Origin of the sequence: Methylobacillus flagellatus KT, assembly GCF_000013705.1 — a bacterium.
GTDB classification, from domain to species: Bacteria; Pseudomonadota; Gammaproteobacteria; order Burkholderiales; family Methylophilaceae; genus Methylobacillus; species Methylobacillus flagellatus.
The window spans coordinates 743348-758794 of the sequence record NC_007947.1 but is presented as its reverse complement, the minus strand read 5'-3'; the positions used below and the strand labels follow the sequence as shown (position 1 = coordinate 758794).

12 protein-coding genes are annotated in these 15447 nt (G+C 56.6%); 10 read left to right on the top strand and 2 right to left on the bottom strand.

The annotated features are described in order from the left end of the window. Window positions 1–63 precede the first annotated feature (63 nt). Both MFLA_RS03720 and MFLA_RS03715 read left to right on the top strand, forming a co-directional pair. Window positions 64–990, top strand: a complete 927-nt coding sequence (locus MFLA_RS03720) for a LysR family transcriptional regulator (protein WP_011479091.1) — start codon at window positions 64–66, stop codon at window positions 988–990. Between the two features lie 10 nt (window positions 991–1000). Further along, a complete protein-coding gene (locus tag MFLA_RS03715; protein ID WP_011479090.1) occupies window positions 1001–2650 on the top strand; it encodes an electron transfer flavoprotein-ubiquinone oxidoreductase in 1650 nt (549 codons plus the stop codon). 243 nt (window positions 2651–2893) lie between these two features. On the opposite strand, the gene serA is transcribed toward MFLA_RS03715, so the two are convergent. Further along, window positions 2894–4126: a phosphoglycerate dehydrogenase gene (serA, locus tag MFLA_RS03710; protein WP_011479089.1), complete on the bottom strand. Its 1233-nt coding sequence runs from the start codon at window positions 4124–4126 to the stop codon at window positions 2894–2896. Window positions 4127–4360: 234 nt separating this feature from the next. Between serA and MFLA_RS03705 the strand changes: the two genes are divergently transcribed. From MFLA_RS03705 to MFLA_RS03680, 6 genes are all read left to right on the top strand, one after another. Beyond that, window positions 4361–5773 carry an FAD-binding oxidoreductase gene (locus MFLA_RS03705; protein ID WP_011479088.1) on the top strand — a complete coding sequence of 471 codons (1413 nt, stop codon included), beginning with the start codon at window positions 4361–4363 and terminating at the stop codon, window positions 5771–5773. A gap of 579 nt (window positions 5774–6352) precedes the next feature. Then, complete coding sequence (locus tag MFLA_RS03700; protein WP_011479087.1) at window positions 6353–6823, top strand: formate dehydrogenase subunit gamma; 471 nt, start codon at window positions 6353–6355, stop codon at window positions 6821–6823. After that, window positions 6820–8370: a formate dehydrogenase beta subunit gene (locus MFLA_RS03695; RefSeq protein WP_011479086.1), complete on the top strand. Its 1551-nt coding sequence runs from the start codon at window positions 6820–6822 to the stop codon at window positions 8368–8370. Before MFLA_RS03700 ends, MFLA_RS03695 begins: the two co-directional genes overlap by 4 nt. A 181-nt stretch (window positions 8371–8551) precedes the next feature. Further along, on the top strand, window positions 8552–11401 hold the full coding sequence (gene fdhF / locus MFLA_RS03690; protein ID WP_011479085.1) for a formate dehydrogenase subunit alpha: 2850 nt from the start codon (window positions 8552–8554) through the stop codon (window positions 11399–11401). A 2-nt stretch (window positions 11402–11403) separates the two neighbouring features. Further along, the gene (fdhD, locus tag MFLA_RS03685; protein ID WP_011479084.1) at window positions 11404–12240 is read left to right on the top strand and encodes a formate dehydrogenase accessory sulfurtransferase FdhD; all 837 of its coding nucleotides are present in this window, start codon (window positions 11404–11406) and stop codon (window positions 12238–12240) included. A 2-nt stretch (window positions 12241–12242) separates the two neighbouring features. Further along, window positions 12243–12461, top strand: a complete 219-nt coding sequence (locus tag MFLA_RS03680) for a formate dehydrogenase subunit delta (protein ID WP_011479083.1) — start codon at window positions 12243–12245, stop codon at window positions 12459–12461. A gap of 79 nt (window positions 12462–12540) precedes the next feature. Here the strand turns inward: MFLA_RS03680 and MFLA_RS03675 are convergent, their stop codons facing one another. Continuing rightward, on the bottom strand, window positions 12541–13053 hold the full coding sequence (locus MFLA_RS03675) for a Spy/CpxP family protein refolding chaperone (protein WP_011479082.1): 513 nt from the start codon (window positions 13051–13053) through the stop codon (window positions 12541–12543). Between the two features lie 193 nt (window positions 13054–13246). Between MFLA_RS03675 and MFLA_RS03670 the strand changes: the two genes are divergently transcribed. Next, window positions 13247–13948 carry a response regulator transcription factor gene (locus MFLA_RS03670; protein ID WP_011479081.1) on the top strand — a complete coding sequence of 234 codons (702 nt, stop codon included), beginning with the start codon at window positions 13247–13249 and terminating at the stop codon, window positions 13946–13948. Window positions 13949–13964: 16 nt separating this feature from the next. Next, window positions 13965–15302: a sensor histidine kinase gene (locus MFLA_RS03665; protein ID WP_011479080.1), complete on the top strand. Its 1338-nt coding sequence runs from the start codon at window positions 13965–13967 to the stop codon at window positions 15300–15302. The last annotated feature ends 145 nt before the right edge of the window (window positions 15303–15447 follow it).

Here is a 15447-nt window from a genome sequence, read left to right as displayed (position 1 = left end):
ATCTGTTAAATCAATTATCACTATATCACATATCTACCACATCGATATGAGAATCATTCTCAGGTGAAGCATACCCTACGACAACTCGAAGTATTCGTTGCCATTGCACGCCTGGAGAATGTGTCACGAGCGGCCGAGGATTTGTCATTGTCGCAATCCGCCGCCAGTACTGCACTTGCCGAACTGGAACGACAGTTTGATTGCAAACTGTTTGACCGCATGGGTAAAGTGCTGAAACTCAACGAGCTGGGCCGCAGCCTGCTGCCGATGGCGGCAGCTGTGCTAGACCGCGCTGCTGAAATAGAGAGCATTTTACAGGGAAAATCCGCCTTTGGCTTGCTAAAAGTGGGTGCCACACTGACGATAGGTAACTATCTCGCCACCCTGCTGATCGGCTCCTTCATGAAGCAGCATCAAGCTTGCCAAGTGCAATTGCATGTGCAAAATACGAACGCCATCATGCAGCAGGTGGCAATGTACGACCTGGACCTCGGCCTGATCGAAGGCAATTGTCACCACCCCGATCTGCAGGTTGAGCCCTGGATCGAAGATGAACTGACCGTATTCTGCTCGCCCCAGCATCCGCTCGCCAAACAGGGCAGTGCCAGCCTGGAGACCATTCTTCAGGAAAGCTGGGTCTTGCGTGAACATGGCTCGGGCACGCGCGAGACGTTCGATCATGCCTTGCGCCACCATCACAGCCGCCTGCAGGTACGCATGGTGCTCGAGCATACCGAAGCCATCAAGCGTGCCGTGGAATCCGGCATCGGCCTGGGCTGCATTTCCCGCCTCGCGCTCAAGGACGATATCACGCGTGGTAACCTGGTGGCGCTGGCAACGCCCGAGCTCGATCTGAAACGCCAGTTCATGTTCGTCTGGCACAAGAAGAAATACCAGACTGCCGCCGTGCGCGAATTCCTCAATCATTGCCGGCTGCTGACCCGCGATGTGCGGCGCAGCGACGAAATCAACATACCGTATCTTCCATGAAAGTCTTAGCATGCAACGCGATGTAATGAATTATGACGTATTGATCGTCGGCGCTGGCCCATCTGGACTGTCCGCCGCGATCCGCATCAAGCAGCTGGCGCTGGAACAGGGGCGTGAAATCAACGTCTGCGTACTGGAAAAAGGCGCCGAGGTAGGCGCACATATTCTTTCAGGCGCCGTGATCGACCCGATTGCCCTCAATGAACTGATTCCCGACTGGAAGGAAAAAGGCGCTCCGCTTCATACCCCCGTCACTGACGACCACTTCCTCGTCTTGAGCGAGGAAAAAAGTTTCGACATCCCAGCCAAGCTGATCCCACCCCTCATGAACAACCATGGTAATTACATCGTCAGTTTGGGCGACGTTTGCCGCTGGCTGGGCGAACAAGCGGAAGCCCTGGGCGTGGAAATCTACCCCGGTTTCAGTGCTGCCGAGGTCATTTATGATGAAGCTGGCGTTGTCCAAGGGGTCATCACCGGTGACATGGGCCGCGACAAGGAAGGTCACGAAAAACCGGGATTTGCACTGGGCATGGAACTGCGCGCGCACTACACCCTGTTTGCGGAAGGCGCGCGCGGATCGCTGACCAAGGACCTCACCGAGCATTTCCAGCTTCGCGCATTATCAGAGCCACAGAAATTCGGTATCGGCTTCAAGGAAATCTGGCAGATCGAGCCGGAAAAATCCAAGCCCGGCTCGGTCATGCATTCGCAAGGCTGGCCATTGGACAACAGCACAGGCGGTGGATCATTCATCTATCATCTGAAGGAAAACACCGTGGCCATCGGCTTCGTAGTGCACCTCAACTACAGCAACCCGCACCTGAGCCCATTCGATGAGTTCCAGCGTTTCAAGACACACCCTGCCATTCGCCCGCTGTTGGAGGGCGGCAAACGCCTTAGCTACGGTGCACGCGCGCTGACAGAAGGCGGCCTGCAATCCATCCCGCGCCTGGCTTTCCCAGGCGGCTTGCTGATCGGCTGCACTGCCGGCTTCATGAACGTGCCACGCATCAAGGGCTCCCACAATGCCATGAAGTCGGGCATGCTCGCGGCTGAAGCCGTGGTGGAAGCCCTGGCGCAGGAATCATTTGGCGCCACGCTGGAAAGCTACCCGGACAAAATCCGCAACTCGTGGATATGGAAAGACCTGCACGCAGTGCGCAACGTCAAGCCCGCCCTTTCGCGCTTCGGCAATATCCTTGGCAGCATGTATGGCGGCATGGAAATGTGGCTGGCCTCGTTCGGCATCACCACGCCCTGGACACTGTCACATGGCAAAGCCGATCACGAGTGCCTCAAACCGGCAGCAGCCTGCCCGAAAATTACCTATCCCAAACCGGATGGCGTGGTTAGCTTCGACAAATTGTCATCGGTGTATCTCACCAATGTCTTCCACGAGGAAGACCAGCCTTGCCACCTGGTATTGCGCGACCAGAGCATTCCGGTCGACATCAACCTGCCGCAGTACGACGCGCCAGAACAACGCTATTGCCCTGCAGGGGTCTATGAAATCGTCACCAATGAGGGCAACCCGAGATTGCAGATCAATGCATCCAATTGCATTCACTGCAAGACCTGTGACATCAAGGATCCATTGCAGAACATCAACTGGCGCACGCCGGAAGGCGGCGGTGGACCAAACTACGTCAGCATGTAAAAAATCCAACAAAACCAAGGGCAAGCACAGCAGATGAGCATGCAGGGCCGGTAGCTTGCCCCTGCGCAACTAGACGGGAGAAAAGTCAATGGTGACTTGGCTTACGTTGCGCTCGCCCTTGGCCTTAAGTAAGGGACATACTACGGAGAACAACCCAAACTGAAATCCCATAAAAAATAAACCCCTGGCAAAAGCCAAGGGTTTGCAAAGTACTTACATGCTTCAAGCACGCTGCTTCAAAGATTAATAAAGCACTCGAGTGCGCAATGTTCCCTCAACCGTCTGCAACGCTTCGATCGCGGCGCTAGATGCCGAGGCTTCCACATCCATGATCATGTAACCGATATCGCCCTTGGTCATCATGCTCTGGGCCGCAATGTTGATGTTGTTGCGCGCGAACAGGCTATTGACAGCGGACAATACACCCGGCACATTCCGATGGATATGCAACAAGCGATGCGTGCCTGGCTGCTTCGGAATAGAGACTTCAGGGAAATTCACGGCAGTGATTGTCGATCCCGCGTCGGAATAGCGCACGAACTTCTCGCCGACCTCGATGCCGATATTGGCTTGCGCTTCTTGGGTTGAGCCGCCGATATGCGGAGTGAGGATGACATTGTCAAAAGCGCGCAAAGGTGACTGGAACTCCTCATCATTGCTCTTGGGCTCAACGGGGAATACATCGATCGCCGCACCGGCCAGGTGCTTGGACTCGATCGCCCGTGCCAATGCGTCGATATCCACGCAGGTGCCGCGGGCCGCATTGATGAAGATGCTCCCCTTCTTCATTTGCGCGAACTGCTCGGCGCGCATCATGTTCTTGGTGGAGGGCAATTCCGGCACGTGCAGAGACACCACATCCGCCTGCGACAACAATTCCTCCATCGTGCCAACCTGGCGTGCATTGCCCAAAGGCAGCTTGGCAATGACATCAAAGTAGATCACTTTCATGCCCAGGCTTTCGGCCAACACGGACAGCTGCGAACCAATGGAACCATAACCGACGATACCCAAGGTCTTGCCTCGCGCCTCGAAGGATCCTTCAGCGGACTTGGTCCAGCCGCCCCTGTGCACCAACGCGTTCTTCTCCGGAATACCGCGCAGCAGCAGAATAGTCTGCGCCAGTACCAGTTCGGCGACGGAGCGAGTGTTCGAGTAAGGGGCATTGAATACTGGGATGCCCCGCTCCAGCGCGCCATCCAGGTCCACCTGGTTGGTGCCGATGCAGAAGCAGCCGATGGCAGTGAGTTTATTGGCAGCGTCCAGCACCTTGGCCGTTACCTGGGTGCGGGAGCGAATGCCAAGGAAATGTACATCCTTGATTGCCTCGATCAGCGCATCTTCGTCCAGTGCAGTCTTGCGATAGTCGATATTACGGTAACCGGCGGCATTGAGCACCTCCACGGCGTTTTGGTGCACGCCTTCCAGCAGTAAAAAACGGATCTTGTCCTTTGGCAGGGAAAGTTGTTGGGTCATGACGGCTCCGGTAAAAGGCCAAAAATCAGTGATCGTAGCACACCGCCACACTTATTAAACCCCTCGAAGATCAGGGATACGACCATTCCTCATCATAAACGCGATAAGGCCAGATAAAACTGAGATCGGGAATCAATACCCATTATAAAACTGATAAAATAAGCGATTAAGTCGATTGACCGCGCTTTAATTCCCATTTGAAGATTCAATGTCATTTTCACAGGTAGATGTTTGATGAATGCAGCCGCCAGCCTTCCCTCCTCTCTTTTGGAACAACTCCAAACCATCGTAGGCGAACAACGCGTCAAGACCGATGAAGACAGCCTGAAAAGCTGGGGCGTGGACTGGACCAAACATTTCGAACCGCGTCCATCCGCCATTGTCTTTCCCGGGAGCACCGAGGAAGTGCAGGCCATCGTCAAACTGGCCAACCAATTCAACATCGCCATCACTCCTAGCGGCGGCCGCACTGGACTTTCTGCCGGGGCGGTCGCCGCCAATGGCGAGATCGTCATCAGCCTGGACCGCATGAACAAGGTCTTGTCCTTCCTGCATGCCGACCGACTGGTGCGCATCCAGGCCGGCGTGGTCACCGAGCAATTACAGCAATATGCCGAGCAGCAAGGCCTCTATTACCCTGTGGATTTCGCCGCCGCCGGCTCCAGCCAGATGGGCGGCAACATCGGCACCAATGCGGGCGGCATCAAGGTCATCCATTACGGCATGACGCGCGAATGGGTGCTGGGCCTCACCGTTGTCACCGGCAAGGGCGACATCCTGCACCTCAACAAGGGCATGATCAAGAACGCCACCGGCTACGCACTGCACCAATTGTTCATCGGCTCCGAAGGCACGCTGGGCATCGTCACTGAGGCGGAAATCAAGCTTACGCGACAGCCACAGGACCTCAAGGTGCTGGTATTGAGCGTGCCCGACTTCGCCGCTGTCATGCCTATCCTGCATGCGTTCCAGCAGCGCATCGACCTCACCGCCTTCGAGTTCTTCAATCACGTGGCGCTGGAAAAAGTCCTCGCTCACGGCCATGCGGTGCGCCCTTTTGACACCGAATCCCCGTTGTATGTGCTGCTCGAATTCGAGGGCCGTTTCGAGGCCGTGGTCGACGACGCCATGCAGATATTCGAGCATTGCATGGAACAAGGCTGGATACTCGACGGCGTCATGAGCCAATCCCAGGCACAGGCCGAAGCGTTATGGCATTTGCGCGAAGGCATTTCGGAAACGATTGCCCCATTCACACCGTACAAGAACGACATCTCGGTGCTGATCACCCATGTGCCCGCCTTCATCGCCGATATCGATGCGGTTGTGGCTGCCAATTATCCGGACTTCGAAGTCTGCTGGTTTGGCCATATCGGCGACGGCAACCTGCACCTCAACATTCTCAAGCCGGCCGACCTGACCAAGGATGAATTCTTCGAGAAATGCAAGGTGGTCAACCAGTTCGTCTTCGAGACCGTGCAGAAATACAATGGCTCGATCTCCGCAGAACACGGCGTGGGCATGACCAAGAAAGACTATCTCACCTACACCCGGGACCCCATCGAAATCGAATACATGCGCGAACTCAAGAAAGTGTTCGATCCAAACGGCATTATGAATCCGGGCAAGATCTTCGACCTTTCATAGTACTGAGCAGAAGTCGGGTGACGACTTCTGCTCCTTGTACACTGGAACATCAATAGCGCCGCAAGCCTTGGCTGAAACATTTGTCGACCAGACACTTTCATACCATTCCGTGCCGCCCCACACACACACCACATTTAGCAGATAGCAACTTCATCCTAACTAATTATAGGATTTCCCAGCCCATTCAAACAACCGATCATATGGGTTTCCTGCATTCGACTGCTTAGCCTTGTCTCATTGAGACTTGGAATCATGGCTGACAGCAAAGGAGCGCATTCTTTGTGCAGAAGTTCTACAGAAAAGCCGTGACCGCAACCTATCCCTCATCGGCCTTGCAATAAGCGCCACTCTATTAGCTATCTGAAGCAACACTTATCGCTAACTTCCATTTGAGACCAATAGAATAAATGGTTTTCTTCCACTCGATTAACGACAAGGTAAATGTTCGTTTTTAATACATCGAGTTAGAACGCCCATCCAATCAGAGATAGGTATGTACAAATCTGTATATCAGTCGTACCATGGAGCCATAAGAATCATAACGTAGTCTGTAGTGAGAATGGATTCGAGGAGAAAGTCATGCATGACCAGATGGCACGCATTCAATCGCACATCGAATCACATCAACACATGGCTGGTGCGTTAATGCCCTTGTTGCATGCGATTCAAGACGATTTGAGCTATATCCCGGAAGAATGCTATGGCTTGATTGCCAAAGCGCTCAACCTCTCTGTCGCAGAAGTCCATGGCGTGGTGACGTTTTATCACCATTTCCGCACCCGCCCGCCAGGCAGGCATGTCCTGCAGGTATGCCGCGCCGAGTCGTGCCAGGCCATGGGTTGCGGTGCGTTGGAATCCCATGTGAAGTCCTCGCTGGGCATTGACTACCATGAAACTACCAGCGACGGCAGCATCACGCTGGAACCTGTTTACTGCCTAGGCAACTGCGCCTGCTCTCCCGCCATCATGCTCGATGACGAAATCTATGGCCGCGTCAGCCCCCAGCAAGTCGAATCCCTTCTCGCCAGCGCACGGAGGGACAATCCATGAATACCGTTTACATTCCCCGCGATTCCAGCGCCATTTCGCTGGGCGCCAACCTGGTGGCCGCCGCCATCGCCAAGGAAGCCGAATCGCGCAACATTCCCCTGAATATCATCCGTAATGGCTCACGCGGCATGTTCTGGCTTGAGCCATTGGTCGAAGTCGCCACGAGTGTGGGACGCATCGCCTATGGCCCCGTCACGACTGACCAGGTGGCATCCCTGTTTGACGCAGGTTTTCTAGATGGCGGACAGCATGCGCTAAGCCTGGGTCCGACGGAGGAGCTACCCTGGATGAAGCACCAGGAGCGCCTGACCTTTGCGCGCGTCGGCATCACCGACCCGGTATCGCTGCAGGACTACCTTGCCCATGACGGCTACAAGGGCCTGCGCAATGCGATCGACATGGCGCCGCAAGACATCGTGCAGCAGGTCACCGATTCCGGCCTGCGCGGTCGCGGTGGCGCCGCGTTCCCCACCGGCATCAAGTGGAAGACGGTGCTGGAAGCGCCAGCCGAGCAGAAATACGTCGTCTGCAACGCAGACGAAGGCGACTCGGGGACATTCTCTGACCGCATGATCATGGAAGGCGACCCATTCGTCCTGATCGAGGGCATGACGATCGCAGGCATCGCCGTCGGCGCCACGCAAGGTTATATCTATGTGCGCTCTGAATACCCACACTCGATCGCCGCGCTCAATCTCGCGATCAAGAGCGCCTATGAAGCAGGTTATCTCGGGCGGGGCATTCTCGGTAGCCGGCATGATTTCTACCTGGAAGTGCGCCGTGCCGCAGGCGCCTATGTCTGCGGCGAGGAAACCGCCCTGCTGGAAAGCCTGGAAGGCAAGCGCGGACTGGTGCGTTTCAAGCCGCCGTTGCCCGCCATTTCCGGCCTGTTTGGCAAGCCGACCGTCATCAACAACGTTATCTCCCTCGCCAGCGTGCCCATCATCCTCGACAAGGGCAGCGTCTATTACCGCGACTACGGCATGGGCCGTTCCCGCGGCACCTTGCCGATCCAGCTCGCAGGCAATATCAAGCATGGCGGCCTGGTGGAAAAAGCCTTTGGCGTCACCCTGCGCGAATTGTTGTACGACTACGGCGGCGGCTCCGCCAGCGGCAGGCCGATCAAGGCCGTCCAGGTCGGCGGCCCGCTGGGCGCCTACCTGCCGGAATCCCAATTCGACACCCCGCTGGACTACGAGGAATTCGGCAAATTGTGGGCTGTGCTGGGCCACGGCGGTATTGTCGCCTTCGACGATACCGTGGATATGGCGCACATGGCGCGTTATGCCTTTGAATTCTGCGCCGTGGAATCCTGCGGCAAATGCACGCCCTGCCGCATCGGCTCCACCCGTGGCGTGGAAGTCATGGACAAGATTATCGCAGGTACGGACCCCGCCAAGCACATCGCGCTGGTGCGTGACCTCGGTGACACCATGCTGAATGGCTCACTCTGCGCACTTGGGGGCATGACGCCTTATCCGGTTCTGAGCGCGCTCAACCATTTTCCGGAGGATTTTGGCATCAGCAAAAAGGAGCAGGCAGCATGAGTTAAGCGCAACAAACAAACCTTTCCTGGCGTTGTTGGCACTGCCCGATCTTACTATTTCGCCAGCACGCCTAGCCAGGATTGCTTCGCTGCGTTTTGTTGCTCGCACCAAGACATGATTATCGACAGGACACCTACTATAACAATCGGGGCCTGCCACAAAAGGTGAAGAGGAGAAAGTGATGGACAAGCAAGCGGATTACGGCACCCCAGCGAGCCGGACAACTGAGCAGCAAGTCACGCTGGAAATTGATGGCATGCAAGTCACCGTCGCCAAAGGCACCTCGATCATGCGCGCCGCGATGGAGGCAGGGGTCAGCATCCCCAAGCTTTGCGCCACGGATACCCTGGAGCCGTTCGGCTCATGCAGGCTCTGCCTGGTGGAAATCGAAGGCAGGCGCGGCTATCCAGCCTCCTGTACCACGCCGGTGGACGAAGGCCTCAAGGTTCACACCCAGACCCCAAAACTGGCAGACATCCGCCGCGGCGTGATGGAACTCTACATTTCCGACCATCCATTGGACTGCCTTACCTGCTCGGCCAACGGCGACTGTGAGCTGCAGGATATGGCGGGAGCAGTTGGCCTGCGTGAAGTACGCTATGGCTACGACGGCAGCAACCACCTGCATGCAGAAAAAGATCTCTCCAATCCTTATTTCCAATTCGATCCCTCAAAATGCATTGTCTGCTCTCGTTGCGTGCGTGCCTGTGAGGAAACGCAGGGCACATTCGCACTTACCATCCAGGGCCGCGGGTTCGATTCCAAGGTGGCTGCTGGCAACTTCGACAACTTCCTGGAGTCAGAATGCGTTTCCTGCGGCGCCTGTGTCACGGCCTGCCCTACCGCGACATTGATGGAAAAAACCGTCATCGAGCACGGCCAGCCCGAGCACAGTGTCATCACTACCTGCGCCTATTGCGGCGTCGGCTGCTCGTTCCGCGCCGAGATGAAGGGCGAGCAGGTGGTGCGCATGGTGCCGGACAAGAATGGCGGCGCCAATCATGGCCACTCCTGCGTAAAGGGCCGCTTCGCCTGGGGCTACGCTACCCATCGCGACCGCATTACCACACCCATGATACGCAAGAGCATCCACGATCCATGGCAGGAAGTGAGCTGGGAAGAAGCGATTACCTACGCTGCCAGCGAGCTCAAACGTATCCAGGCCAAGCACGGCCGGAACTCCATCGGCGCAATCACATCCTCACGTTGCACCAATGAGGAAACCTACCTGGTGCAGAAGCTGGTACGCGCTGCATTCGGCAACAATAACGTCGACACCTGCGCCCGCGTCTGCCACTCGCCCACCGGCTACGGCCTCAAGCAGACTTTAGGCGAATCGGCTGGCACGCAGACTTTCGACTCCATCATGAAATCCGACGTGATCATGGTGATCGGCGCCAACCCAACCGATGGCCACCCGGTATTCGGCTCCCAGATGAAGCGCAGATTGCGTGAAGGGGCGAAACTCATCATTGCCGATCCGCGCGCGATCGATCTGGTCTCCGGCCCTCACGTCAAGGCGGACTACCACCTGAAACTGCGCCCCGGTACCAACGTCGCCCTGATCACTGCACTGGCGCATGTGGTCGTCACCGAAGGCCTGGTCGATGAAGCCTTCGTCAGAGAACGCTGCGAGTGGGACTCCTACCAATACTGGAGTGAGTTCGTCGCGCAGCCTGAACACTCCCCCGAAGCCATGCAGGACGTCATCGGGGTTCCAGCCCAAGACCTCCGTGCGGCCGCACGACTGTACGCCACCGGGGGCAATGCCGCCATCTACTACGGTCTGGGCGTCACCGAGCACAGCCAGGGCTCGACCATGGTCATGGGGATCGCCAACCTCGCGATGGCAACCGGCAACATCGGGCGCGAAGGCGTGGGCGTCAATCCATTGCGCGGCCAGAACAACGTGCAGGGCGCTTGCGACATGGGCTCTTTCCCGCACGAGTTTCCCGGCTACCGTCATGTCTCCGATGATACGACGCGCGCACTATTCGAGGCTGCCTGGGGCAGGCCACTGGACAAGGAACCCGGGCTGCGCATCCCCAACATGCTCGACTTCGCCATCCATGGCAGCTTCAAGGCCCTCTATTGCGAAGGCGAAGACATTGCCCAGTCCGATCCCAATACCCAGCATGTCACCCAGGCACTCTCATCCATGGAGTGTGTGATCGTGCAGGACCTGTTCCTCAACGAGACCGCGATGTATGCGCACGTGTTCCTGCCCGGCTGCTCCTTCCTGGAGAAAAACGGCACCTTCACCAACGCCGAACGCCGCATCTCACCCGTGCGCCGCGTGATGACACCCAAGAACGGCTATGAGGACTGGCAGATCACCGCTATGCTTTCCGAGGCGCTGGGCTACCCGATGCCCTATCGTCATGCCTCGGAAATCCTGGACGAAATCGCACGCCTGACACCAACATTCCATGGGGTCAGCTTCAAGAAGCTGGAGGAAATGGGCAGCATACAATGGCCATGCAACGAAGAACATCCGAACGGCACGCCCATCATGCACGTGGACGAGTTCGTGCGCGGCAAGGGGCGCTTCATGATCACAGAATACGTGCCGACCTCGGAAAGGGTCAACGAGAAGTACCCCCTGATCCTCACGACCGGGCGTATACTTTCGCAATACAACGTAGGCGCCCAGACACGTCGTACCGACAATGTCACCTGGCATCCCGAGGATATGGTGGAAATCCATCCCCATGATGCAGAAGACCGCGGCATCAAGGATGGTGACTGGGTAGGAATCACCAGCCGAGCTGGCAACACCGTGCTACGCGCCAAGATTACCGAGCGTGTGCAGCCCGGCGTGATCTACACCACTTTTCACCATCCGGAATCCGGCGCCAACGTCATTACTACCGATAACTCGGACTGGGCAACCAACTGCCCTGAATTCAAGGTCACTGCGGTACAGGTTACTCGCGTGTCGCAACTGTCAGACTGGCAGCGCCGCTACCAGGAATTCAGCAACAGCCAGATCGCCCTGGTCAAACAACGGGATATGGCCCGCATGGGATAAGGATGAATACATTAGAGTTCTTGATTGAAGCCGAGGCGACCGACAGTCGCATCACCGTGCACAAGTACGAGCATGGCGAACTGCGGGAGGTACAGGACCAGGTCGCCGAAGAAGTCCCAATCGCCATGATCTACAACGGCATATCCCATGCCGTCATGCTGGCCACACCAGATGACCTTGCCGATTTCGCGCTCGGCTTCTCGCTGAGTGAGGGCATACTGTCCGACCCGAAAGAGCTTTACGGCATCGACATCGTCGAGCGCGTCAATGGCATTGAGCTGCAGATGGAAATCGCCAGCGAGAATTTCGCCCATCTGAAGGAACACAGGCGCAGCATGGCCGGCCGCACAGGCTGCGGCCTTTGCGGCTCACAAAGCCTGGACCAGGCCATCAGGGTGCCCCGCAGGATACAAGCCGCGAATATCACTTTCGATGCCGAGGCCATCTACCGCGCCCAGCGCGAATTGCAGACGCAACAAGCATTACAGAGTAGGACCGGGGCGACCCATGCCTCGGCATGGGCGGACCGGGAAGGCCAAGTGCTGCTAGTGAGGGAGGACGTCGGACGACACAACGCCCTCGATAAATTGATTGGTGCCATCGCGAAGCGGCAGTTGCCCCGCGAGGGGTTTGTGCTGACTTCCAGCCGGGCGAGCTACGAAATGGTACAGAAGGCCGCTAGCGCAGATATTCCCATGCTGGTGGCCATCTCGGCACCTACTGGACTGGCGATTCGCATGGCCCGGGGTTGCGGCCTGACGCTGGTGGGATTCGCCCGCAAGGAACAACATGTCGTCTATAGCGGTGCAGAACGTGTGTTACACAAGGAGCTGGCGTGAGCATGAACATCGAGCAGCTGGTGAAGATGGCCAACCAGATCGGGGACTTCTTCCAGTCCTATCCCGATCATGAACAGGCTAAAAAGGATATAGCAAGCCATCTGCAACGCTTCTGGGCACCACAGATGCGCCAGCAGATCATGCAGCACATCAACACACACCCAAGTGATAACGGTCTTGCGCCACTGGTATCAAGCGCGATCAAGGAATATCTGCATTAGGCAGCAGCACCCCTCCTCTAGCTCAATATGCCTGGTAAAACCAGGGCATATTGATGACAGGATAGCGGCGTTTCACTCCCTACCCGATAGACGAGGCTTTTTCGCCGTGCCGTGGGCGCACTTTGGATTGAAACTCGGTCCATTTCTGCTTTTGTTCAGGCGTCAGCACCTGATAGACCTCGTGCAGCGTATTGCTGCGCAACACCAATAAATCTGCTTGCAGCTTGGCTTGTTCGCTGGCGATCTCCTGCACTTTCTTTTGATCGTATTGATCGGTTGCCGAGGCTGAAGCCAAGGCCTTGAACGAGGCATGCAGGGCCTGGCGCTTTTCAGCCAGTGCCGGCTTCTGCTTATCCACGATCTGCTTCACTTGGGCTTGCTGCTCACTGCTCAGGCCCAGCTTGCCGAGCTTGCGCTCCAGGAAATGTCCTTCTGAAAAACCGCGATGCTCACCATGCGCGGCATGCTTTTTTTCCTTGTCGCACCTCTTGTCACCATGTTCCGTCCCGGCATGGGTCACTGCGATATTCAGTGCGAGTAAGGATGATGCCAGGATAAGAGAGGGGACCAGGAGTTTGCGTGGCTTGGTCATTTGATAGCTCCTTTGGTTGTGAATCACGATAAATCACGCTTGTCCCACTATGATCTCAACCTTGGCTAAATGTTTGTTGCCTTTGGTGAAATCGGTGTAATTGTGCGTAAAAATTTGTAAGATGCTGATTGCTGCCGCAAAGCCTGCGGCAGAATGCGGTTTGCAATTTAGAAAGTAGTGAAAGGTGAACACAGTGCTACGTATCCTGCTGATCGATGACGACGTCGAACTCTGCCAAATGATGGAGGAATACCTTGGAGCGGAAGACTTCTCATTGACGATCGCCCATGACGGCGAAGAGGGCGCACGTCTCGCCCTGTCCGGTGAACATGACCTCGTAGTGCTGGATGTGATGATGCCCCGCTTCAACGGCTTCGATACCTTGCGCCTGATTCGCGCCAGCAGCCAGATCCCGGTGATCATGCTCACTGCCAAGGGAGACGAGATAGATCGCATCGTCGGCCTTGAGCTGGGAGCAGACGATTACCTGTCCAAGCCGTTCAACCCCCGCGAGCTCGTTGCACGCCTGCGCGCCATACAGCGCCGTGTCGTCGTGCGGGATGAGGCGTTGCAAAACCATCACAACAAGCCCAGCATCACCCGCGTGGGCAAAATTGCCATCTACCCTTCCGAGCGTATCATCGAATGGAAGGGCGAACCGCTGGATATCACCACCAGCGAATATGCACTCCTGGAAGTCCTTGCCCGTCATGCAGGACACGTGGTGAGCAAGGCTGAGCTCTTTACCCAGGCACTGGGGCGTGCCGAATCCCGCTACGACCGCAGCGTGGATGTGCACGTCAGCAATTTGCGCCAGAAGCTGGGGCTGCTGGAAGACGGACGCTCGCCGATCCAGACCGTGCGCGGCGTCGGCTACCAATTCATTGCAGGGTAGCCGGTCGACCATCCCTATGGGCAAACTGTTCTGGAAAATATTTCTTGGGTTCTCGCTGACATTACTGGTGACGGTCGCTGGTGTCGGCGGTGCCATCTATTTAAATGAAAAGACTGCTTCCGGCGAGGAAGGCTTCCTGCGTGACCGCAGGGCTGATTTTGTCGTCGGTGTCACCGCCAATGCCCTGCAGTATGGCGGAGAGGCGGGTGCCAAGGCACTACTCGAACACTGGCCCGGGCACAAGGTGCCAACCGTACTGGTCATCAACCAGCATCATCAGGATATCCTCAACCGCACCGTCAGGTCGGAAACCTTGCAACAAGCCATCCATGCGCTGGACCAATCCCCGCCGATTCCCAGCGTGCGGCGCGTCCAGGCAAGCAATGGCAACCAATACATTCTCTTCATTCCTGCAGAAGGGGCAGACTCTGCAGGACCACCCCGCTACAACCTGCAACTGCAGATTTTCATCGCCCTGCTTGCAAGCCTGCTGTTCAGCGCCGGATTTGCACTCTACCTGAGCCGTCCAATCAAGCTGTTGCGGCGGGCCAGCCGCAGGCTCGCAGAAGGCGACTTGAGCACGCGTGTAAGCCCAGAGCTCGGCAATCGCAACGATGAACTCATAGAACTCGGCGCGGACTTTGACTATATGGCAACACGCCTTCAGACCTTGCTGGATGCCCAGCGATTATTGCTGCACGATGTTTCTCATGAGCTGCGTTCCCCGGTCGCCCGCATGCGGCTTGCCGTGGGGCTCGCCCAGCAGCAACCGGACAAACTGGCCTCGGCGCTGAGCCGTATCGAGCGTGAAACCGAGAGGCTGGACGAACTGCTTGGCCAGATGCTGACGCTTTCGCGGTTGGAGTCAGGCATCAGCAGTGAAAACAGCGAGACACTCAACCTCAATGATTTGCTTGCCACCATTATTCAGGACGCCAATTTCGAGGCGCAAGCCGTGGGCAGCAGCATCACGTTTCATGCTGCAGATGAAGTAATACTACAGGGACATTATGAATTGCTGCGCCGCGCATTCGAGAACATTATCCGTAATGCGCTCAAATATAATCAAGCTGGTCAAGCAGTAACAGTCTCAATTCTCAAGACGCAGAGTGCGGTGATCGTCGAAGTGCGGGACCATGGCCCAGGCTTGCCGGAAACAGAGATTGAGTCAGTGTTCCAGCCATTCTATCGCGTCCGCGGTACGGAAAAGGCAGGACATGTCGGATACGGCCTGGGACTTGCCATCGCCAAGCGCGCCATCGAGCATCATCAGGGCAACATTTCGCTCAGTAATTGCGATGATGGCGGCCTGTGCGTACGGTGCACTTTTCCGCTCACCGCCGCTCCTGCCTGAACCTGCAGATCAAAGATATCGTCAGGATAGAATTCCATTGTGAACCCTTCGGGGACATCTGCCGCTTGCCTGGCCGTCCGCAACTGCGCCGGCAGCGGTCTCGGCAATAGAAACGCATAATACAATGAATCAGCAGTTGCCTTGA

Bases quoted from the DNA above. Each gene is read 5' to 3' on its own strand.
- MFLA_RS03715 (WP_011479090.1), top strand. From the start codon at position 1,001: ATGCAACGCGATGTAATGAATTATGACGTATTGATCGTCGGCGCTGGC.
- serA (WP_011479089.1), bottom strand. From the start codon at position 4,126: ATGACCCAACAACTTTCCCTGCCAAAGGACAAGATCCGTTTTTTACTG.
- MFLA_RS03705 (WP_011479088.1), top strand. From the start codon at position 4,361: ATGAATGCAGCCGCCAGCCTTCCCTCCTCTCTTTTGGAACAACTCCAA.
- MFLA_RS03700 (WP_011479087.1), top strand. From the start codon at position 6,353: ATGCATGACCAGATGGCACGCATTCAATCGCACATCGAATCACATCAA.
- MFLA_RS03695 (WP_011479086.1), top strand. From the start codon at position 6,820: ATGAATACCGTTTACATTCCCCGCGATTCCAGCGCCATTTCGCTGGGC.
- fdhF (WP_011479085.1), top strand. From the start codon at position 8,552: ATGGACAAGCAAGCGGATTACGGCACCCCAGCGAGCCGGACAACTGAG.
- fdhD (WP_011479084.1), top strand. From the start codon at position 11,404: ATGAATACATTAGAGTTCTTGATTGAAGCCGAGGCGACCGACAGTCGC.
- MFLA_RS03680 (WP_011479083.1), top strand. From the start codon at position 12,243: ATGAACATCGAGCAGCTGGTGAAGATGGCCAACCAGATCGGGGACTTC.
- MFLA_RS03675 (WP_011479082.1), bottom strand. From the start codon at position 13,053: ATGACCAAGCCACGCAAACTCCTGGTCCCCTCTCTTATCCTGGCATCA.
- MFLA_RS03665 (WP_011479080.1), top strand. From the start codon at position 13,965: ATGGGCAAACTGTTCTGGAAAATATTTCTTGGGTTCTCGCTGACATTA.